Source organism: Labilibaculum sp. K2S, from assembly GCF_030372765.1.
Classification (GTDB): domain Bacteria; phylum Bacteroidota; class Bacteroidia; order Bacteroidales; family Marinifilaceae; genus Labilibaculum.
On record NZ_JAUCMW010000003.1, the window covers coordinates 78,808 to 100,207 of the forward strand.

At 34.9% G+C, this 21,400-nt stretch carries 23 protein-coding genes, 4 tRNA genes and 1 other RNA gene; 9 read left to right on the plus strand and 19 right to left on the minus strand.

The genetic code is table 11. The features are described from left to right. Position 1 precedes the first annotated feature (1 nt). Together QUH73_RS05975 and QUH73_RS05980 are read left to right on the plus strand one after the other, a co-directional pair. Positions 2-1,450 (plus strand): TrkH family potassium uptake protein, encoded by a 1,449-nt coding sequence (locus tag QUH73_RS05975; protein WP_289529540.1) that lies wholly within the window; start codon positions 2-4, stop codon positions 1,448-1,450. A 223-nt stretch (positions 1,451-1,673) separates the two neighbouring features. Then, positions 1,674-1,955, plus strand: a complete 282-nt coding sequence (locus QUH73_RS05980) for a hypothetical protein (protein WP_289529541.1) — start codon at positions 1,674-1,676, stop codon at positions 1,953-1,955. A gap of 57 nt (positions 1,956-2,012) precedes the next feature. Here the strand turns inward: QUH73_RS05980 and QUH73_RS05985 are convergent, their stop codons facing one another. From QUH73_RS05985 to ffs, 7 genes are all read right to left on the minus strand, one after another. Next, positions 2,013-2,624, minus strand: coding sequence for an L-threonylcarbamoyladenylate synthase (locus tag QUH73_RS05985; RefSeq protein WP_289529542.1), 612 nt, complete (start codon positions 2,622-2,624; stop codon positions 2,013-2,015). 184 nt (positions 2,625-2,808) lie between these two features. Then, positions 2,809-3,465, minus strand: a complete 657-nt coding sequence (fsa, locus tag QUH73_RS05990) for a fructose-6-phosphate aldolase (RefSeq protein WP_101308812.1) — start codon at positions 3,463-3,465, stop codon at positions 2,809-2,811. A 167-nt stretch (positions 3,466-3,632) separates the two neighbouring features. Continuing rightward, positions 3,633-3,706: transfer RNA gene (locus tag QUH73_RS05995), tRNA-Thr, on the minus strand. 11 nt (positions 3,707-3,717) lie between these two features. Beyond that, positions 3,718-3,789, minus strand: a tRNA-Thr gene (locus QUH73_RS06000). A gap of 30 nt (positions 3,790-3,819) precedes the next feature. Next, positions 3,820-3,893, minus strand: a tRNA-Thr gene (locus tag QUH73_RS06005). Between the two features lie 88 nt (positions 3,894-3,981). Continuing rightward, positions 3,982-4,058, minus strand: a tRNA-Thr gene (locus tag QUH73_RS06010). A gap of 29 nt (positions 4,059-4,087) precedes the next feature. Then, positions 4,088-4,184, minus strand: an RNA gene (gene ffs, locus QUH73_RS06015) — signal recognition particle sRNA small type. A 251-nt stretch (positions 4,185-4,435) separates the two neighbouring features. Between ffs and QUH73_RS06020 the strand changes: the two genes are divergently transcribed. The 4 genes from QUH73_RS06020 to QUH73_RS06035 all read left to right on the plus strand — a co-directional run bounded on the left by QUH73_RS06020 (position 4,436) and on the right by QUH73_RS06035 (position 7,828). Then, positions 4,436-4,999, plus strand: a complete 564-nt coding sequence (locus QUH73_RS06020; protein ID WP_289529543.1) for a DUF4199 domain-containing protein — start codon at positions 4,436-4,438, stop codon at positions 4,997-4,999. A gap of 9 nt (positions 5,000-5,008) precedes the next feature. Beyond that, positions 5,009-5,956, plus strand: a complete 948-nt coding sequence (locus tag QUH73_RS06025) for a glycosyltransferase family 2 protein (protein ID WP_289529544.1) — start codon at positions 5,009-5,011, stop codon at positions 5,954-5,956. A gap of 83 nt (positions 5,957-6,039) precedes the next feature. Beyond that, positions 6,040-6,816: a class I SAM-dependent methyltransferase gene (locus QUH73_RS06030; RefSeq protein WP_289529545.1), complete on the plus strand. Its 777-nt coding sequence runs from the start codon at positions 6,040-6,042 to the stop codon at positions 6,814-6,816. A 1-nt stretch (position 6,817) separates the two neighbouring features. Then, complete coding sequence (locus tag QUH73_RS06035; RefSeq protein WP_289529546.1) at positions 6,818-7,828, plus strand: glycosyltransferase; 1,011 nt, start codon at positions 6,818-6,820, stop codon at positions 7,826-7,828. A gap of 29 nt (positions 7,829-7,857) precedes the next feature. Here QUH73_RS06035 and QUH73_RS06040 read toward each other — a convergent pair whose 3' ends face one another. The 4 genes from QUH73_RS06040 to QUH73_RS06055 form a co-directional block, all read right to left on the minus strand. Continuing rightward, positions 7,858-8,037: a hypothetical protein gene (locus tag QUH73_RS06040; RefSeq protein ID WP_289529547.1), complete on the minus strand. Its 180-nt coding sequence runs from the start codon at positions 8,035-8,037 to the stop codon at positions 7,858-7,860. Between the two features lie 95 nt (positions 8,038-8,132). Next, positions 8,133-8,579 (minus strand): hypothetical protein, encoded by a 447-nt coding sequence (locus tag QUH73_RS06045; protein WP_289529548.1) that lies wholly within the window; start codon positions 8,577-8,579, stop codon positions 8,133-8,135. Positions 8,580-8,914: 335 nt separating this feature from the next. Further along, on the minus strand, positions 8,915-10,033 hold the full coding sequence (locus QUH73_RS06050; protein WP_289529549.1) for a M12 family metallopeptidase: 1,119 nt from the start codon (positions 10,031-10,033) through the stop codon (positions 8,915-8,917). A 34-nt stretch (positions 10,034-10,067) separates the two neighbouring features. Then, positions 10,068-10,463: a DUF4377 domain-containing protein gene (locus tag QUH73_RS06055; protein WP_289529550.1), complete on the minus strand. Its 396-nt coding sequence runs from the start codon at positions 10,461-10,463 to the stop codon at positions 10,068-10,070. Positions 10,464-11,141: 678 nt separating this feature from the next. On the opposite strand from QUH73_RS06055, the gene QUH73_RS06060 reads away from it, so the two are divergent. Next, a complete protein-coding gene (locus tag QUH73_RS06060) occupies positions 11,142-11,489 on the plus strand; it encodes a hypothetical protein (RefSeq protein WP_289529551.1) in 348 nt (115 codons plus the stop codon). Positions 11,490-11,518: 29 nt separating this feature from the next. Here the strand turns inward: QUH73_RS06060 and QUH73_RS06065 are convergent, their stop codons facing one another. The 4 genes from QUH73_RS06065 to QUH73_RS06075 form a co-directional block, all read right to left on the minus strand. Then, entirely contained in the window at positions 11,519-13,855 is a 2,337-nt protein-coding gene (locus QUH73_RS06065) for an outer membrane beta-barrel family protein (protein WP_289529552.1), read from the minus strand. Between the two features lie 6 nt (positions 13,856-13,861). Then, positions 13,862-15,142: a radical SAM/SPASM domain-containing protein gene (locus tag QUH73_RS06070; RefSeq protein WP_289529553.1), complete on the minus strand. Its 1,281-nt coding sequence runs from the start codon at positions 15,140-15,142 to the stop codon at positions 13,862-13,864. Positions 15,143-15,221: 79 nt separating this feature from the next. Next, the gene (locus QUH73_RS20855; protein WP_442913391.1) at positions 15,222-15,386 is read right to left on the minus strand and encodes a ComC/BlpC family leader-containing pheromone/bacteriocin; all 165 of its coding nucleotides are present in this window, start codon (positions 15,384-15,386) and stop codon (positions 15,222-15,224) included. A 230-nt stretch (positions 15,387-15,616) separates the two neighbouring features. Then, positions 15,617-15,748 carry a hypothetical protein gene (locus tag QUH73_RS06075; RefSeq protein WP_289529554.1) on the minus strand — a complete coding sequence of 44 codons (132 nt, stop codon included), beginning with the start codon at positions 15,746-15,748 and terminating at the stop codon, positions 15,617-15,619. A gap of 396 nt (positions 15,749-16,144) precedes the next feature. On the opposite strand from QUH73_RS06075, the gene QUH73_RS06080 reads away from it, so the two are divergent. Together QUH73_RS06080 and QUH73_RS06085 are read left to right on the plus strand one after the other, a co-directional pair. Then, positions 16,145-17,527, plus strand: a complete 1,383-nt coding sequence (locus QUH73_RS06080; protein WP_289529555.1) for a sensor histidine kinase — start codon at positions 16,145-16,147, stop codon at positions 17,525-17,527. Between the two features lie 20 nt (positions 17,528-17,547). Then, complete coding sequence (locus QUH73_RS06085; RefSeq protein ID WP_289529556.1) at positions 17,548-18,231, plus strand: response regulator transcription factor; 684 nt, start codon at positions 17,548-17,550, stop codon at positions 18,229-18,231. A gap of 72 nt (positions 18,232-18,303) precedes the next feature. On the opposite strand, the gene miaA is transcribed toward QUH73_RS06085, so the two are convergent. The 4 genes from miaA to QUH73_RS06105 form a co-directional block, all read right to left on the minus strand. After that, positions 18,304-19,206: a tRNA (adenosine(37)-N6)-dimethylallyltransferase MiaA gene (miaA, locus tag QUH73_RS06090; protein WP_289529557.1), complete on the minus strand. Its 903-nt coding sequence runs from the start codon at positions 19,204-19,206 to the stop codon at positions 18,304-18,306. Positions 19,207-19,293: 87 nt separating this feature from the next. Then, positions 19,294-19,863 (minus strand): IS1096 element passenger TnpR family protein, encoded by a 570-nt coding sequence (locus tag QUH73_RS06095; protein ID WP_289529558.1) that lies wholly within the window; start codon positions 19,861-19,863, stop codon positions 19,294-19,296. A 4-nt stretch (positions 19,864-19,867) separates the two neighbouring features. Then, a complete protein-coding gene (locus tag QUH73_RS06100) occupies positions 19,868-20,941 on the minus strand; it encodes an acyl-CoA reductase (protein ID WP_289529559.1) in 1,074 nt (357 codons plus the stop codon). Positions 20,942-21,061: 120 nt separating this feature from the next. Beyond that, on the minus strand, positions 21,062-21,400 hold the full coding sequence (locus tag QUH73_RS06105) for a CCC motif membrane protein (RefSeq protein ID WP_289529560.1): 339 nt from the start codon (positions 21,398-21,400) through the stop codon (positions 21,062-21,064).

The following is a 21,400-nucleotide window of genomic DNA, read 5'->3' on the forward strand; positions in this document are numbered from 1 at the left end:
AGTGGTAAAGCACAAAATAATTCTAAATATTCTAGGTAAACTCCTGATTGGGGAAAGCTTTTTCTTGTTTTTGTCACTATTGGTTTCGCTGTTGTATCAAGAACCTGATAGTTTGGCTTTCGTGAAGTCTATTCTGATTACTTTTACTGTTGGAGGAATGAGTTATATGCTTTCAAGGGGCGTCGGAAAAGACCTTGGGAAACGAGAAGGCTATATTATTGTAAGCATCGTTTGGGTGGTTTTTTCAATATTTGGTTGTCTGCCATACCTTTTTAGCGGAGCTATTTCATCGGTTACCGATGCCTTTTTTGAGACGATGTCTGGTTTCACAACTACTGGTTCTTCTATACTTAATAATATTGAAGAACTGCCTCACGGAATTCTTTTTTGGCGATCACTCACTCAATGGATGGGTGGAATGGGGATTATTGTGATGTTTCTTGCAATACTTCCAACCTTAGGCATTGGAGGACGAGAGTTGTTTATTGCTGAAGTTCCCGGTCCAGCACCCGATAAATTAACTCCTAGAATTAAAGAGACCGCTCGTCATTTATGGGGATTATACATTTTGTTTACTTTCGCTGAAACTATTCTGCTTTTTATTGGTGGAATGAATTTTTTCGATGCAATTAATCATTCGTTAACAACTATGGCTACAGGTGGTTATTCAACCAAGCAAGCCAGTGCGGGTTTCTTTACATCCCCTTATTTGCAATATGTTATTATCTTTTTCATGTTTGTGGCCGGAACCAATTTTACCCTTGCTTATGCGATGGTAACAGGAAAAGCTTCAAAGATGTTTAAGGATGAGGAGTTTCGTTTTTATGCATTGGTAGTTGTAATGTTTACTGGTATTATTACAGCTGTTTTGGTTGTTGGAGATAATTTTGGACTCGAACGGGCTTTTCGCGACAGTTTGTTTACAGTAGTTTCAATTATAACCACCACAGGTTATGCAACTGCCGATTATCTGCTTTGGACACCATTTTTAGGAATGCTTGTTTTTGTATTATTTTTTGTTGGAGGGTCAGCTGGATCAACAGGAGGAGGAGTAAAAGTAGTGCGGATTTTATTGCTTTTCAAAAATAGTTTTTACGAGCTCAAACGTTTGGTACATCCGAATGCAGTAATTCCAATTCGTTACAACGGACATGTCGTAGATCAAAAAACAGTTACCAACATTCTGGCATTCTTTGTTTTCTATATTATCATTTTCATGATATCCTCAATATTAATGTCTTTATGGACTCCTGATATTTATTCAGCATTTAGTGCTGTAGCAACAACGCTTGGTAATATTGGTCCTGGATTTGGCGAGGTTGGGCCAATGGAAAATTTCTTTCACCTGCCTGCATTGGCAAAATGGTTTTTATCCTTTTTAATGCTGCTTGGCCGATTGGAATTATTTACAGTGCTAATATTATTTTCCCCTTCTTTTTGGAAACATTAAGCGTTAGAGCAACAGGATTATTTCGGTTAGACAATTCTCAATTCTTAATATGTTATGTTTGTTGTGGTCTGTTTTGGTAAGTGTGTTAATGTGATTTTTGTGTTTAAAAACGATTTGTTCGTGTAAGAATTTAATGGTTTTAGCATGTTGTTTGTAATTATTTTGTTTTATTTTAATTAATATTGCGTCTTGTTCATTTTGGATAACATTATAATTAAAATTCATGAAAAAAATTACAGAGTACAATCATCTAATTGAGAAAGAGATGGCAAAATACAAGCAGGATACGCGGAAAATTATTGACGAATTTGAGAATAAATTTAATAAGGGAAGTATTGTTGCAACTCATCATTTTAACAATGCAAGTCCGGAGTTAATCGGCTTGGTAAAGTCAGAGCTTGAAGAAGCAGGATTCAGACCCGAATTGATAGGCAATAAGCCGGATGGTCATGTAGCTCTTCGTGTTAGTTTGCTGAGATCATCAGAGATTGCGGCTTCCAGATAATTACTAAAAACAATGCCGTCAATATTCAGTTGATGGCATTGCTTTTTAAGTTTGGTTTTATAGTATCAACTCACCAATTCCTGGTCGGATAATTTCAAATGAATCAGTCGTGCAGTCAACAATTGTAGAAGCAGTGTTTCTGCCGTAACCTCCATCAATAATAAGATCAACTTGTTTGTTGTATTTCTCATGAATTAATTCAGGATCGGTGGTGTATTCAACAACTTCATCCGGATCATGAATTGAGGTAGTAAGTATCGGATTTCCTAATTCCTCAACAATACTTATTGGAATGTAATGATCAGGTACGCGAATACCAACAGTTTTCTTTTTACTCTTGAACAATTTAGGAACATTACTACTTGCCTGAAGTATAAATGTGAAGGCTCCAGGTAAATTTTTCTTCATCATTTTAAAGGTTGTATTGTTGACCTTGGCGTACTCAGACAAATTACTCAAGCTACTGCATATTAAGGAGAAATTTGCTTGTTCAGCATTAATTCCTTTTAAATTAGCAATCTTTTGTATGGCTTTATTATTGTTTATGTCACAACCAATAGCATAGACGGTATCAGTTGGGTAGATGATAATTCCGCCATCCTTTAAGATGTCAGCAATTTTCCTGAATTCCCTATGATTGGGGTTGTCAGGATACAATTTTAAAAGCATTTGTAGTGGTTTTGGGTGTTATGAAGGATAAAGATAAAAGATTCTTTGAAATAGCTAATGTCGTGATGCTTATTTATTTTGTTGTTTGAAAAGGAAAGAGTTGGGAGTACTGGATGGATTGGAAATTTAGTACAAACAAAAAAAAGGAGTGCTTAAGCACTCCTTTTATAATATCATGTAATGTTTAACCATTTAGTTTGTTGTAATCAGCAAGGAATTGCTCCAAACCTTTATCGGTTAAAGGGTGATTTAACAGGCCTGTAATGGCACTAAGAGGACTGGTTGTAACATCAGCACCAGCTTCGATACATTGCACCATGTGCATGGTGTGACGAACGGAAGCGGCCAAAACCTGAGTTTCGAAACCATAGTAGCTGTTCATGTCAACAATTTGACGAATTAAGTCAATACCATCAGTACAAATATCATCTAAACGGCCAACAAAAGGAGATACATATGTTGCACCCGCTTTAGCCGCTAACAATGCCTGACCTACTGAGAATATCAAAGTACAGTTAGTTCTGATATCCTGTGAGCTTAGGTATTTTACTGCTTTAATACCATTTTTGGTACAAGGAACCTTCACAACAATTTGTGGATGAAGAGCGGCTAATTCCAAGCCCTCAGAAATCATTCCTTCAAAATCGGTTGCAATAACCTCAGCACTTACATCACCATCTACAATTTCGCAAATATCAACATAGTGCTTTTTGATGTTTACTTCCCCTTTGATACCCTCCTTAGCCATAAGAGATGGGTTAGTGGTAACGCCGTCAAGGATTCCTAAATCCTGCGCTTCTTTAATCTGATCAAGATTTGCTGTGTCGATAAAAAACTTCATTTTACGATTTTTAGTTTGTTATTTGTTCAAAACGAAAATACACTAATTTCTTTTACATACAAAGAACAGTAAATGTTTTGAACTCATGAAATAAAACATAGAGACGCGAAACTACTCTCGCATCATAGAGATTCGAAAAATATGAAGTTGGTGGGGGTAAAAAAAAGAGCCGATGGAGGGATTCGAACCCACGACCTGCTGATTACAAATCAGCTGCTCTGACCAACTGAGCTACATCGGCAAAATATTCTGAGCCATTGATGAGAATTGAACTCATGACCTCTTCCTTACCAAGGAAGCGCTCTACCCCTGAGCTACAACGGCAGTAACAAATGAGATATTCTCCTTTAATTGAGCCGATAGAGGGATTCGAACCCACGACCTGCTGATTACAAATCAGCTGCTCTGACCAACTGAGCTACATCGGCGTTTTGTTACTTTTTTGAAGGTTAAACGACCCTTCAAATAATCTTGTAAAGAACGAAAGAAAGCCCGAAAGCTTTCTTTTAATTTTATTGGAGCCGATAGGGGGATTCGAACCCGCGACCTGCTGATTACAAATCAGCTGCTCTGACCAACTGAGCTATATCGGCATTTTTATACAAATGATGGAGTATAAAAAGTGGGTAAACAGCTACGTCGCACTGCTTCGACCACCTACCCTTGCTGCCTTCCGACCCTGGGGGGATTCAGTAGGAGCTAGTCGCATAGTGCTTACCCGACGACAAAAGTAGAAAAATCTTGATTCCTCGCAAACAAATTATGCAACTTCTTATCTAAATTTTCAGTGGTGAATAGCCAATGGTTTTATTCTCAGAGAAATAATTTTTTTTTGAAACGATGTTTTTTTTTAGGAATCATTCATTTTGGATCTAAACAATGAGCAATTGAAATCAGAATTATGCTTTTTTGAGTACGGCTTTCTAGTAAAAACGGATATCTTTGTGCTCGAAAAACAAATTTAATATTCATGCAGATTTTTAAAAATTCGTTACTTAGACATACTTTTCTTTTTGGAGCATTGGTTGGAGGAGCACTAATTTTAGCAGCCTTTGTGATTTACCTAAAAGATTTATCTGTTAATTTTGATCCGAATCTTCGATCCATAAATCTATTTTTAATCGTTAGCGGTATATTTTTTGGTGTGAAAAAATATAGGGACGATGAATTGGGGGGTGCAATTAGCTATGGTAAAGCATTAGCAACCGGAGTCCTTATTATAGGATTTGCATCCCTATTTTATTCCATTTTCATTTATGTTTTAACAAGTTTTTTTGATACGTCTATTATTAAAGAAGCCATAATTTTTCTCGAGAAGGGCTTGCATGAAATGGGATATCAGCAAAAAGATATCGATTTACTGATGGGGATCTATAAAAATATCACACCTGGATTATTTGCCGTTGGACAGTGGTTCAGTAAAGCTCTGTCAGGACTGTTTTTTTCTCTTATCTTGGCTTTTTTCTTTCGTCAGAACAGAAATTTGTTTAGTAAGAACTCTATTGATAAATTTAACGAATCGAATAATCAGTAAAATTTAAATATGGATATCTCTGTTGTAGTTCCTTTGTATAATGAGGAAGAATCGCTTCCTGAATTACTGGCCTGGATTGATCGGGTGATGCAGGCAAATAGTTTTAGCTATGAGGTTGTTTTAGTTGATGACGGTAGTAATGATACCTCTTGGACTGTGATAGAGGATTTACAAACTAAGTATTCTTCTGTTCGGGGAATTAAATTCAGACGGAATTACGGGAAATCGGCCGCTCTTTATAGGGGATTCGAAATTGTTAAAGGTGATGTTGTTATTACCATGGATGCAGATCTTCAGGATTCTCCGGATGAGATTCCTGAGTTGTATCGTATGATAAAAGAAGATGGTTTTGATTTGGTTTCAGGATGGAAGCAGAAGCGTTACGATCCAATTTCCAAGACAATTCCAAGTAAATTTTTTAATAGAACAGCAAGAGCCATGTCTGGTATTAAACTGCACGATTTTAATTGCGGTTTAAAAGCGTATCAGAAAAAGGTTGTGAAAAGTGTTGAGGTGTATGGCGAAATGCACAGATACATTCCGATTTTGGCTAAAGAAGCAGGTTTTGTTAAAATCACAGAAAAAGTGGTTCAGCATCAGGAACGAAAATATGGCGTAACCAAGTTTGGTTTGAGTCGCTTTATCAATGGTTTCCTTGATCTCCTTTCCATTACATTTATTAGCAAGTTCGGTAAAAAGCCAATGCACTTTTTTGGATTACTGGGAACATTCATGTTTTTGGTCGGCTTTTTTGCTTCTGCGTGGATTGGCGCTCAGAAACTGTACAGCATGAGTTTAGGAGAAATAGCCCCCCGCGTAACCAATAGTCCGTACTTTTTTATTGCATTAACAACAATGATTATTGGTACTCAACTATTCCTTACTGGATTTGTTGCAGAATTGGTGAGTCGCAGCTCATCAGAGCGCAACACCTACCAAATCGAAAAAGAAATCTAAGTCGAAGTATAAATTATGAGTGAGGAATTATGAATTAATTCTAACTGATATTTATAGTTTTTTGAAAAACTTACGAAGCCCAAATGATAAAGAGAATCATTCGAATTTTACTGCAAATATTTCCTCGTCCGATTTTGATTCGAATGAGTCTGATAATGAATCGTATACTTGCTGTATTTCTTATTGGAAATAAAGTTGAATGTCCGGTATGTGGAGGACGGTTCAGAAAATTCCTTCCTTACGGATATACAAAAGCTTCCGGACGTGATAATGTTTTGTGTCCGAAATGTCTTTCGTTGGAACGCCACAGGTTGATGTGGTTGTATCTAAATGAAAAGACAGAGTTTTTCACGAAGGAACTTAAGGTTCTGCACATAGCTCCCGAACAATGCTTTTACAAACGCTTTAGAAAGCTGGCTAATCTTGATTATACCACGGCCGATTTGGAATCTCCCATTGCTGATGTGCATTTCGATGTGCAGGAAATTCCCTTTCCCGAAGCATCATACGATGTGGTGATCTGTAATCATGTGTTGGAACATGTTACCGACGATGCAAAAGCCATGAGTGAGATTTACCGGGTTTTAAAATCAGATGGATTTGCCATTTTACAAGTTCCCATGGATACCAAAAATCCGGTAACGATGGAAGATCCAACGGTTACGGATCCCAAGGAGAGGGAAAGACTGTACCGTCAAAAAGATCATGTTCGCTTGTATGGTTTGGATTATGCCGATAAGTTGTCAAAATTGGGATTTTCTGTTTCCCAATCTCAATATGCAAAAGAAATTTCTTCTGATTTGGCTGAAAAGTATCGCTTGCCAATGAATGAAATTTTCTATTTCAATCAAAAACGATAAGATGACCGAAGAAATTAAATTTTCGATTATTATTCCGGTGTACAATCGTCCGGATGAGATGAAAGAACTGCTTGATAGTTTATCCGAGCAAACTTTTAAAGATTTTGAATTGGTTGTTGTAGAAGATGGTTCATCGATAAAAAGTGAAGAGCTTTGTGATACGTACCGCGACCGAATAAATATATCCTATTTCTTCAAACAAAACGAAGGCCCCAGTATTGGGCGTAACTACGGATTGGCCAGAGCAAAAGGGAATTATTACCTGTTTTTCGATTCCGATTGTATTCTTCCTCCTCAATACATGCAGACCATTCGTAAGGAGCTAAGCGAGAATTTTGTGGATTGTTATGGTGGCCCCGATGGTGCTATGGACGATTTCTCGGATTTCCAGAAAGCAGTTTCCTATGCCATGACTTCTTTTTTCACCACCGGTGGAATCCGGGGAGGGAAGAAGCAGGTTCACAAATTTCATCCCCGCAGTTTTAATCTGGGCTTTTCGAAAGCAGTTTATGAAGATACCGGTGGATTTCCGGTAACTACTATGCATCCGGGCGAAGATATGGTTTTTGCTATCGAGGTAATTAAGCGTGGTTTTGAGACTCGTTTGATTCACGAAGCATATGTGTTTCATAAGCGGAGAATCTCCTTTAAAAAATTCTACAAGCAGGTTTTCGGATTTGGAAAAACCCGATACATCATCTCTAAACATTATCCGGAAACCTTCAAGATTTTCTTTCTGTTCCCATCTTTATTTGCCTTGGGAACAATTGGAGCATTCGTTTTAGGGATTGCTGTTCACCGAATTTTTGCTTTCCCAGTGTTTTTGTACGCTATTCTTGTGTTTGCGGATGCACTCACAAAGAGCAAATCGTTTGCCATTGCAATAAAAGCGCTTGCCGCAAGTTTTGTGCAGCTGTTCGCTTATGGTATCGGATTTATGGATGCCGTTTGGAAACACAAAGTACTGGGGAAAGATGAATTTGGGGTGTTTGGAAAAGGGTTTTACGAATAGGAATTTGAACAAGAGCAGCATCTTATCTTTTACAGTCTGTTTAACTCACTTTCGCTGGCAGATTTTTTCTTGAGGCCTCCTCTAAAATGATTGAAATTGTATTTGATTGAAATCCGCACCCACGTGTTGTCATGGTCAGGAATTGATCCGGCTATAATATTACCGTATCTGTCTTCCCACGCATTGTCCGATGGGTTTAAAAATATCATTTCAATATTGATATAAATTCACTGCGTTTATTTTACGGACATTCAGTAGCTTGTGTCAGAATTATGCACTGAGATAAAAATTGAGACAGTACATTTTAATTGTCTCTTCTGTATTTAATTTGGGTAGTAGGGCTTACTGTTGTGTCTGATATCACTAAGGTCGAACTATCCGAAAGCTCATAAGCCAGATATATTGTATCGGCCTCTGTTGTATCTGGATACAAATAAAGTACGAATGTACTATCTGTTCTTGAATAGATCGTTTTGTCCTTTATATTTATATTGACGCTTGGTTTATATTGAATGATTCCATGGTTGGGCAATCCAAGTTCATCATCAATAGAATTAGTAAAAAAGGTCAAATTTTGTCCCTCAGATATATTTTGCCAATCAGATTCTCCAGTCTTGCTCCCAATTTCAGTCCACTTCATTGCATACGCATAATTATCCCAATCGATAGTTATTTCGGGAGTGTTGTCATCATCTTTTAGGCATCCAGAAAGGAATAAAAGCGATAGAATAATTGTCAAATAAGTTTTCATTTTTTTTGAATTTAGAATTTGTCTTATTTTTTTAAGACGTTATTTTATTGAATTGGTTGCGTGTTTATTCATTAATTCATGTCCGAAGTATCGTATAGAGTGAAAATTAGCAATTAATCTGCAATTTTGTAGCAGGAATCGAATTGCAGAAATCTTTTTTTATCTGTAAAATGGTCTTGAACCCGATCAAACTTCTCGCCAGAAAATTGATTTTTTGTAGATTGTTTTTTCTTGTATATTTTAGGAATATTTGGATGAAAAAAAATTGCCGGGAGTAAATCCATTTCCCCCAAAAACGTTCCCGGCAATATGTAAAATTAATAAATTATGCCTGCTTAAAATTCATTAGATATTCGGCCACCCGCTGGAGGGGTTGAAACCCCATTATTTAACTGAGCTTGCAAGGATAGTCTTTCTGATGCTGTCATAACGGTATTGTCAGATTTATATACAACAGCATCTAATTCACGGTACACATCAGACCGGGCAATATAGGGTAAGTATAAGGAATTAACCCAACGTCTGTCTAAATCAGACGGAATACTTCCTTGATGGATATGACTACCATCTTTTTTTGTGTACATTGGTTCACTTGTACTTACAACTACACTCCGACTGGATGTCATTGAAGAATAACCCATGATTGAATTAAAGTCATAACTTCCAATCATATGATAATTAGTAGTTCTTTTAGTGAATTGACTTTTACCTTTTGAGGTTAAATTTGATGAGTTAATAGTCACATAATTGTCTCTGTCTTTGCGGCATTGTTCGTGTAACATACCACATGCATGTAATATTTCATGTTCTATAACTCCAGTACTGTAATAATAGAAAGCAAAATCAGCAAGACTAATCTCTTGTCTTCCTCCAATTCGGCCAATATATGACTGACTTGTATCTTCATTTCCTATGGCTTTGAAGTCTACATATGGATAAGCAAAACCATATGTAGGATCAACGATTGGTTGCCCGGTTGCGTTGTAAAATCTAATATTAGTTCTTGATTCAATGTCCAAAAGAGCTGTTTTAATACGAGACTTCTGGGTGGGGGTTAAATTAGCATTGTATGTAAAACGTACCATAGCCCAAAGATTATATGCCGTAGGATATATACCTAAAGCTTTTGTCTGTTCTCCATTTTCAGAAGATAAATTTCCTGGTAGGTTTGTAACAGGATTTAATGAAGTTATTGGTGTCGGATTTTTTGTTGCTTCAATAAATATTGTTCCACTGTCATTCAATGCTTTTAATTGGGTGGGAGATAATAGGATATCTCCTTCCCAAAGATAATTATCTCCTTGCTTTTCTACGACAACTCCTGATTCAAGGGTTATTAGTTCCGGGGAATAAGTTACTTTACTTGTCGTTTCATCTATTTCTTCCTGAGAACACGAAAATAATACTAAGCATAAGCTTACTATTAAAGTTGAATTTAAAATGTTTCTTTTCATAATATGAATTTATTAATGGGGAAAGGGATTGTTGTTATTCGTCAGTTTGAATCTTTATTTTTGATAGTATTTCTATAAGTTTAAAATTTTCTGTTGGTATATCCAGTCTTGAGTCTCCTTGGGTTATTATGACTTTGAGTCGATATCTATATCCTTTTTCATACTCAAATCCTTTAATATGATGTAATGCCAGATAATATTTTTCATTGGTATTTTCGTCGGTTGCTTCCATGCACTCTACCAAATCAGGTGAGTCAGGGATGGTGCCATTTAATATTGTTTCAGGCTCAATATTAATTATTGTCGTTTTTTCGTTTGAATTATTATTGTTATTACATCCTGTTGTGACGAGAATTGCAATAAAGGCGAAGACAAGGCACAATGGTGAAAGCATTCGTTTAGCATTTAAATCTCTATTCTTGTTTTTCATTTTAATACTTTTTAGTTATGTAAGGTTAAAATCTGTATAGTAGCTTAGCCCTTATTTTCAGATAGCTTTGACTACCGTTGTCACTTTCTGAAGAGGTTTTGTTTGTCTTATTGTTAGCCTACAGGGGCTTCTTTCCATATTTATTTTATCCTAAAAAGTAGATTGTCATATTATACTGGGTTAATTTCTCTGTTTAGTTAGATTCTTTTCTATTATACATATATCCTAACCGCTTTTCCATCTATAACAACATAATATTCCTGTCTACCTTTAAGTTGTGCCAATTCATTTTGATTTAGAGTCTTAAATGCTTTGCTTTTTTTGATGAAATATTCGTTGTAAACTTCTTTTAAAACTAAAACCTAAATTCAACAAATACGATTAACTTACTAATTGCTTGTGATTAGAAATCTCAGCAAATTGGAAGCTGTTTTCTAATCAAAAGCAGGTGAAATGATTAGTTAAAACAAAATATATGTCGAACAAAATAGTGAAGAGAGACAGGGGAGCTGTTGAAAATAGCAAATAGCAAGTGTTGGTTCTTTTCTAATCATCGGATAAGATTCCTATTGCAATTTGATTAGGAAAAGGGTCTGTTTTGATTAGAAAAAAAAATGTATTTTTTGGATTGAAAATTCAATTTAGAATTGTTCTAATGATGAAATAATTGTTTTTTTTATGAAAAGTAATATTCTTTTATTCTGCGAAAAGTTCGTGTGTAAAGCCTTTCGTATACAAGACAATGATCATTTTTTCGCAGGTATTGTGGTTGTGGCAACAATTGGAGCATTCGTTTTAGGGATAGCTTTCCACCGAATTTTTGCTTTCCCAGTGCTTTTATACGCTTTTCTTGTGTTTACTGATGCACTCACAAAAAGCAAATCGTTTGCCATTGCAATAAAAGCGCTTGCCGCAAGTTTTGTACAGATGTTCGCATATGGAATCGGATTTATGGATGCCGTTTGGAAACACAAAGTACTGAGGAAAGATGAATTTGGGGTGTTTGGAAAAGGGTTTTACGAATAGGAATTTGAACAAGAGTAGCATCGTATCTTTTACAGTCTGTTTAATTCACTTTCGCTGGCAGATTTCTTCTTGAGGCCTCCTCTAAAATGATTGAAATTGTATTTGATTGAAATCCGCGCCCACGTGTTGTCATGGTCAGGAATTGATCCTGCTATAATATTATCGTATCTGTCTTCCCACGCATTGTCCGATGAGTTTAAAATATCATTAGCCAAGAGTGATAATTGTAGTTTTTTCTCAAAAAACGAAGTGTTAAACCCCAGAGATAATTTATATGTTCTGTCATAATAAGTCATTAACTCTTCACTGTTGCTGCTGAATGAAAAGTTGGCGAAAACACTGGTTTTATCAGTAATGGAGTAGTCGTTATTCGTTTGAAAATACCACGATGCTTTTCTTATTTTTCGAGCTGTGTTTAAATATGGAATTTCCATCATTGGTTTTTCTCCACCTAAACTAATGGTGCTGGTGAATTTTTTTAGGGAGTAATTGTAATCTATGTTTGCCGAAAAATATTGAGCCTTATTAATGTTTACAGGTGTATATTTTACGATGTCTGGATTTGATTCGGAAGTAAGTGCGCTTAGTATTCGAGCGTTTTTCTCATATCTGTATCCTATATTTACTGAAATAACCCGAAATAGACCCAAAGTGAAATCGATATTGTGACTGAGGCTAGGTTTTATCTCAGGATTTCCAACACTATAGGAGAGAGAATCGAAATAGGTAATATCAGTACTCAATTCATTAAAATTGGGGCGATCAATTTTTTTAGCGTAGCTCAATGTCACATCCAGTTTCTCAGAGAATTTTCGATTCACCAATAACGTAGGAAACCAATTGCCATAAGTCGAATCCAATACGGTTTTTTCATCCGAACGAATGTCTGTATTGGTGTATTCAAAACGCAAACCTCCTTGCAGTTTGAATTGGTTAAAGTCTTTTTCTACCGTAAAATAGCTTGCCACTGTACCATCCTTAATTTGATCTTGTGTTTTGTAGTTTTCCTGATTTGAGTTTTGATTTATCGAATTGGATTTCCCATCATTTTTCACTTTGGATAGTTTTACTCCGGACTGCAGCTTAAAAGACTTAAAAATGGGTGTTTGGTAATCTATTTTAGCACTGGAAATATCGTAATCGTTTCGGTTGTTGAGTAAGGTTTTCAAATTCGAAGCACTGGTGATATTTTGTTCGTTGATGTCTTCGATTGATTCATCCTTAGATCTTGTATAATCACCAATCACCGATAAGGATCTCAGACTGTCGATCTTGAACTCATAGTTAAGATTGTAGGTCTGTAAATCATTCTTCTCATCTGCATTTTTAAGGATGTTCCGCACGATTTCTTCTTCATTCGTTTTGTCAATGAGCTGATCTGCTTTGTATTTCTGATTCCTTTCGTTCGAAATGTATGAATATTGAAACCCAATATTGTGTCTGGTGTTAATCTCTTGGTTTATACTTGCAAACAGATTGTTATTTAATGATCTGGCTTTTCTTGCAGAATAATTTTGATTTTTAATTGTATAGTTTTCCTGATGGTTAATTTCATAAGCATCTTCGTAGTTTTTGTATTTGTAATCGCTGTAAGAGTAATTGATAGAACTTGTTGTTTTACCAATTTTACTGCTAAGCTGAATGCCATTCGAGTTCCGGTATCTTCTGGCAAAATAGGAGCGATGGTGCAATTGAAGATTAACTTTGTCTTTTGTGATTTTCTTTGTTTTAATTTGGACTACAGCCTTTCCGGATGCACTGTACTTTGCCGAAGGGTTCCGGTCAATTTCTATGTTGGCAATATCATCGGACTGAAGGCTTTCAATTTCTGCTTTATTTTGAACTTCACGGTTGTTTATGAATACAATGGGGCTTCCTTTTCCCAGTACTGAAATATTGTTGTCATTATCAACAATTAAACCCGGACTTCGTTTTAAAGCATCAAAAAGATCGCCTGCCTGGCTGAGCGAAGTTCCTTTTATGTCGATAATCAACCTTCCTTCAACCTGTTTAAAAGTTGGTCGCTTTGCTAAAACCGTAACTTCATTCAATTCCAAACTTTTCATTGAAATCGTGTCCAGGTCAACAGAAGAATTTTGAGAGAAATCGACGGGGAAAGTTACTGATTGGTAGCCAACGCACGATAATTGCAGGAGACATTGGTTGGCCTTTATATTTAAAAACTCAAAATTTCCATCGATAAATGCACCTCCTGTTAAAATACTGGAATCTTGTGGTGATAGAATAGCTGCAGTAAAGTATTCGAGAGAAATAGCTTGATCATCGATAACCCTACCTCTCAGATTTGAGGGGTAGGAGGCAAAAGTTTGAACTATAAATAATAAGGTGAGTAAATACCGATGCATTAACTATTATTTTAAGTAATTTAATTCAAGAAACTTTTCGAGATGATTTTTTGCGTATGTACATAAATTGTATTTCTCATTATGAAGTAGGTTTTGAATTCGTTTATGGGAGCAACCACCACTACATATTGGAAAAAAAGAGCAGTTTTTACATTCTGGATCTGTATATATACTTGGACCTAAAAGGTATTTATCTGTAATTTCGTTAAGATAGATCCCATTATCAAGTATATTTCCTATTTGATAATCAGATCTCCCAATGTCATTCCAGCATTTATACATATCTCCATTAGGAGTGATAACAAAGAAAAGAAGATTATTAGCTCCGCAACCACCTAATGTTAATCTTGGTTTAAAGCTTAAATTTTTAATGTTCTCTTTTTCAAAATTTTGAATGAAAAATTCAGCTTCTTTATCACTGTCAATAAAAACATTATTGCATCTTCCGTTGTCATTTCGGACGAAAGCAGTGTATATAATTAATCTTTTTTCAAAATTAAATTTTTTGTTTAAAAAATGATACAGTTGGCTAAATTCATTTTCGTTTGATTCATCAATGTTGCATCGGATATATACTTTGCATGCAGAATTTAATTTAATGAAGTTTTCTATGTTTGCAAGTATTCTATCAAATGTTCCGTTATTATTTTTTAGAATTCGTTTTTTATTATGAGTTTCTGCTAAACCATCTATTGTTATTTGAATACTTTCTAAGTTTCGTGTGTTAAAAAAAGACATTCTGTCATCTAATAGATAACCATTGGTCACAATGTTGTGTTCAATAGGTTTTTTTAGTTTTTCAAGTTCTAACGTAAGTCTCTTTATTGAATCAAAATTTAAAAGGGGTTCTCCTCCATACCATGTTATTTTGATTTTATTAATGTTTGGGAATTTCTTCGCTAAATAGATTATTGCTTTTTCAATTTCAGGAGATAGATTTTGGGTGTTTAAAGTATCTTTTTCGTAACAATAAGGGCATTTAAAATTGCAGTTAAGGGTTGTTAATATTGTTAAATTTAGTATTTCTTTAGAGAAAACGGAAGTATAGTAGTTATGTTTTTTTTCGTAAAAAAAGGAGTCCTCATCTTCTTGAGATGAAATAAATTTACCATTTTTTAGCAAAGCTAAGGAGTCGGGATCTAGCATTGATAAATTTCCGTCTTTTGCTTGATCTAAAGCTATTTTAGTTTCGTCTTCTGTTGTTGAAATCAGTGCATTTGTCCTTGAATTGTACAAATAGGTAATTTGTTCTTTTTCAAAAGAAAAATTGTATTTTGACCAGATCATGAGATGTGTGAATTTATATAGAATTTGCGATTTGTAAGGCTGCCAAGATTCTTTTTTTTAACTTGACAGCCTTAATTGTTTAGGATAGCGAGATAGAGTAACTATCTTTTCCCGGTTCTAAGTCGCCTTTATTTTTTTTGCAGTTACAATGATTACATGATTGACATCCACAACCACCTCCTTTTATTTGGCTTAGGGTTTCATTATCAAGAGTTTCAGGCTGGTTTAAAATTTTAAATTTCATAATGTTGGTATTTTTTTTCTAAATGTCCATTCCTTTTACAATTGCAAAATTCACCTCCATGAAGTAGCTTTGTCCTTGCTTATGATAACTATTACTACTATAGCCGCCTCCGGTAGAGGATGGATTTATATTCATGCGTAATCCGGGGCGGCTACTTTCCTAAATTATTTTTCCCTAAAAAGTAGATTGTCATATCAATTGGGTTATTTTTTCTGTTTAGTTTCATTCTATCACACATATATTCTCACTTCCTTTCCATCAATAATTACGATAATATATGCTCTTTCATTTCCCCCTTTCGTTAAAGCTAATTCGTTTCGATTTAGTTCCTTAATCACTTTGCTTTCTTTTTTTGTTTTCATGATTTTTACTTTTTTTAAGTGAACCATTCATTTAAAACTCTCTTAAATCTAAAGTCAAAAACCGAAATAAACAATTAGTTTTCTAACTGCTTGTAATTAGGAATCTAATTGAGGGGCAGGTAGTTTTCTAATCAAAAACAAACATATAATTATCCTTAAATAAATAGAATACAGTTTAAATTTGATGCAAAAAAGAAATAAGCCTTGTATTAATAGGATATGGCTGAGTTTATCTTCTTTCTAATCTGATTGTTAGGTTTCGATTATAATTTGATTAGGATAGTCAGTCTGTTCTGATTAGAAATTTGAAGTGTTTTTTGTGATAAAAACACAATTTAGAATTGTTCTAACAAAGAATGCATTACTCTTTTATGAAAAGAAAGATATCTTTATGTTATGAAAAGCAAATTGTTCAAACGACTCAGTATAATGGCAGTATTGGTGCTTGCAATGCTTGTTTTTTCGCAGGTTTTGTGGTTACGGCAGCAATTGGAGCAAGAAAAACAGGGGTTTACATCGAAGGTTGAGAGTTCTTTATATGGGATAATAAATTTTCATGCCTTGCAAGGATATAGTACTCCAAATCCGACTAAACCAGATGTGGCTACTGTTTCATTGAAGGAAACACCAAATAAAGAAATAAACAAAGATACTTCAGAGGTATTAGGAAAATTTGATATTAGCACAAAAAAATACATTCCTAGTTTTGCTTTGGGAAAATTGATAGAAGCTTCATTTACAGATATCAGCTTATCAAACGAAAATTTTCAACTAAAAGTTGTTGATTCACTGTTTCAACATAATTTTTTTGAAATCGAAAAGATACGAGCTTATCGTATGCAACTCCAGGAAAAAGATCTGGCCATCGATAGTTTGTATATTGGAAAAGAAATGGGTAAGGCATGGATAAACTCCCCCTCAACATTACATGTTCGTCTTCCCTTAGGTACAAAAGGAACCTATGTTTTTACGGCCTGTTTTCAGTTGAAAACCTTTCCTTTTTTACGGGAAATGGTATATTCCATAGGCATATCAGCATTAGCTGTTATTTTAGTCGCAATTTTTATGCTGTGGCTGTTGTGGGCATTTCAACAACAAGTGGCACATTTGCAGTGGCGCGAACGAGCCGTGAGTGGTATTGTGCATGATTTAAAATCGCCTTTATCCTATGTTTATACTTTAATTGATTACCTGGCAGGCAAAGAACAACAACCAGCCATGCAGCAACAGCTCAGGAATGCAAGTAACAATGTCTCTAAACTGATCCATAAAATGGAGATTTTATTAACCCTATTTCGTGCGAAGAAAAAGAAAATTATATTGGAGTGTGTGCCCTGTAATTTGGCGCAAATGTGTAGAGATTTACTTTCGGAATTGGAGCTTGTCTATCAAGATAAACAAGCTGAATGCAAGCTGTCCATTTCTGAAAATTTAGATATTCATGTAGATCCACTTTATTTCGAAGCAACCTTACGAAATTTGTTGGATAATGCCTTTAAATATTCGGATGCATGTGCAAAACTGGAAATTAAAGCGATTCGGGAACAAAAACAGTTACACATCTGTATTGCAGATTCGGGCAAAGGGATTCCTCAAAAAGAGCAAAGGAAAATTTTTCAGGAATTTTACCGTGCAGATAACAACAGCAAGGGACATGGTATTGGTTTGGCTTTTACCCAACAAATAGTAAAAGCCCACAAAGGGCGCATCAGATTAGAAAGTAAGCTTGGAAAAGGCAGTACATTTTGCATTGTTCTTCCTGAAAAAGTTATTATTTAAGCAATTGAAAAGAAGTGTAAATGGAACAGTTAAAAGTACTATTTGTGGATGATGATCTCAATTTAGGAAGTTTTGTTACGACCATACTAGAGACCGATTACAATTATAAAGTGCATTTTCAAAACACACTGCTGGGAATTGATTCGATTGTACAGACTCTTGCGCCGAATATTATTATTTTCGATGTGGAAATAGGTAAAGAGAACGGAATGGATAAAGCTCAGGATATTATCGCAAAACACCCACATATCCCTCTGTTGTTTGTCTCCTCACATACCGAAGATGATTTTATAATCCGGGGGATAAATATTGGAGGAAATGCATACATACCAAAACCATTATCAATTCCTGTTCTTGTTTCTTACATTCAACGTTTTACTACTAATAAACAAGGACAATTCTTAAGTGTGTCTGGTTATCAACTCGATTTGCAAACGAATGATTTGTTTCATGAAAATAATTTATTGAAGAAATTAAGTCCTTTTGAAAAAAATGCATTGGAATTATTGATGGAAAATCCCAACAAAATAGTGAGTAAAGATCAATTATTTGAAAAGCTATGGGAACATTCTTTAGTGCCGGAAAACAATGCCAGCCTACATAATACGCTATCTAAGCTAAGAGATTTATTTAAAGATCAGAAGGTTTTACAAATTGATACCGTAAGAGGAGTTGGGTATGTATTGAATACTCATGTAGGGTGAACGAATATGGCTTCTCAATTTGTGTGTTTAGTTTTCTATTGATTCTTATACCATTTAAATAGATAATCGGTATTACGAAATTTGTCTTTTTAAATATTGCAGTATCTCTTCTTCCTGATCAGGATGAAACCATTCAATCTCTTTGTCTCTGTTGAACCAGGATAGTTGACGTTTGGCATATCTTCTGGAATTTCTTTTGATCAACTCAATGGCTTCATCAAGAGAAATATTTCCTGCTAAATATTCAAATAGTTCTTTGTAGCCTACCGTGTTTAGTGAGTTGTAATGACGGTATTCAAATAAGGTTTGTGCTTCTTCAAGCAAACCTTCTTTCATCATTAAATCAACCCGTAAGTTGATTCTTGCATACAATTCTGCTCTGTCTCGGTTTAAACCGATTTTAACAATATTGAAATCTCTCTTTTTTCGAGTGTTTGTTCTTAGTTCGGAATAGGGTTTACCAGTCATTAAACAAACCTCAAGCGCATGAATCACTCTTTTTACATTTTTCAAATCAACTTGATTGTAAAACACCGGATCGAGTTGTTTTAACTGCATGCGCAATGATTCAACTCCCTCTTTTTGGGCACGCTCAGCAATTTCATTGCGCAAATCCGGATCAATAGTCGGTATTTCATCACTACCGTTGCAAATCGCATCGATATACATCATACTGCCACCAACTAGTAATACTTCATTTTTTGTTTTAAAAAGATGATCGAGTAAGTCTAAGGTCTGTTGTTCGCATTCCCAGGAACTAAAATAGTCGTGAATCGAATGGGTATGAATAAAATGATGTTCTACTGTCTCCAACTGTTCTTTTTCAGGCACAGCAGTTCCAATGCTCATTTCCCGATAGACCTGTCGGCTATCCGAAGAAGAGATTACTGTATTGAAATGTTGCGCAATTTTAATGCTTAAATTGGTTTTTCCAACACCTGTAGGACCCAGTAAAACAATCAGGGTTTTAGACATCTAGGGTTAATTATGAATTTTGAATTACGAGTTATGAATTGCGATTTATGCATATGCTGAATGCAGAATTTAAGTTTGTACTAACTACTAAAGAATGTCTTCGTAGTCATCCAGACTTTCAAATTCAGGGCCTTCGTTAAATTCGTCATCGAAATCGGCCAAATAATCGTCGGCAGTTTTTGTTTTTTCAGATTGAGATTCAAATTCGCCGAATCCAAGACCTTCAAAATCTTCTGCATCCATCTTAATTTGTTCGGGAGCATCGCCTTTAGATAGAGTGCATTTAGGATATTTTGTTTTGGATTTTGAAATTCCTTTTTCGATTAATTGAACATTGAAAAAACGATCAGAGAAGAAATCAAAAACATAAATTAACTCAGGTCTTTCAGAGGAAACAAATTCACGTATCATTGCAACATCCATTGCAACAACATTAAAATTGTCATCATCTTCGGTATTCATTTCGAAAAGAGCTATTTCCAATCCTCTTTCTTCATCGGCTCCAATCTGATAAAAAGAAGCCATTTGCGAATTATCATATCCAATTGTTTCCTGAATGGTATTGTGAAACTCTAAATAAGTTTGTTCATGATCAATTTCGATTTCAAGAACAAAATTTTTGACCTCTGGGGAGGTTATTTTAAATATATATATCATGGTTTTATTTTGATTTTAATTGTGATAGAAACTCCATTGTGTCCACATTATCAGCATAATCCCATAGTTCTGGCTCTTGCGCTTTCCCAAATGGAATTGCATTAGGGATTTCATTCCCTACAATGCATTGGATAAGTTCTGAATTCGTGTTTAAATTGATTTTTAGATCATTAATTTCGGAATAATATTCATAGTTTACAACTCCTATCGGAGAGGTAATTGCAGTATTTTCACTTAGAAGAACGAAACCGGTATCAAGGTGTTCTATTCTATTCATTAAGAACATTGAGCGTTGATAATCGTAGTTGTTTGCGTATTTATTGTGATCATTTACAAAAGAATAATTTTTCCAGCAGTCAAGAAGGTGCACCAAATTATATCCGTCAGGGACATATATTTTAGAAACATTTCGGCATCCTAATCCAAAATATAAAAATACATCTCTCCCAAGTGCTTCCAGTTCTTCATCGGTTTCGTTGCCAGATAATACTGCAACCGAATTTCTGTTCCGACGAATGATATGATTATATTTTTTGAAATAGGCTTCGAAATATCTGGCTGAATTATTGCTTCCGGTAGCTATAATTGCATCAAATTTATTTTCTCCGCTTAATCTTTCTGATTGAAATGAAATTAGTTCTTCGAATTCAGAATTGATTTCAATCAGTAGTTTTGAGATAAAATTGAGTAGTTGATTATCTTTTGAAGATAATTTTCCAATAAAAGAATGACCTGATATTAATACCGATAACATGTCGTGAAATCCAACCATAGGTATGTTTCCTGCCATGATTACCGCAACTTTAATTTGCGTATTCTTATCGGAAACAGAGTAGCGGCTTAACCATTCGGTCAGTTTTTGTTCTTTTAAAAAAGTGCAAATGCCATTTATGGATGCATGAACATGGAGTGGGGTGAACCACAAATTCTCATTTGAGACTCTGTCAAGCAAGGCTTCAAATTCGTCATAATATGTTGAATTTAGTCTGTGTTCAGCACGTTTTGCATCTTTTGATGAAAACTGAGATAGAAAATTACCTAACTCAACAAATGCCCTTATTCTTTCCGTTTTGTTCATGGTATAATTCAAAAAAATCTCCAATTAACTTTACTCTAAAGTTATATCTGGAGAATTTGATTTATTTATTATTCCGCAAAGATAAAAATTGTTATCAAAGTATCTTAACTATTTTAATTCTTATAGAAAGTTGGAAAAGAAACTTAATGCAAATCCTGCTCCTATGAGAATAATAATTACAAATAGTAAAAAGGAAATAGCAACAAGCAGAAGTCCGATGAATGCACATGTTTTACCAGTAGTAACATTATTCCATGAGGTTGAGGTATACAAATGAGGTGTTTCCTGATACAATTTAGCAGCTTGCTTTGATAAAATTAAGGCAATTATCGCCATTGTTAAAGTGATAATTCCGGCAAAGCAGAATAAAAAGATGGAGAGGATCCCAAGAACTAAAATGGTTGATGAGTTAGGTAGTACTTCTTGTTTATTGTCTGAGGTTTGATTACTATTTTCCAT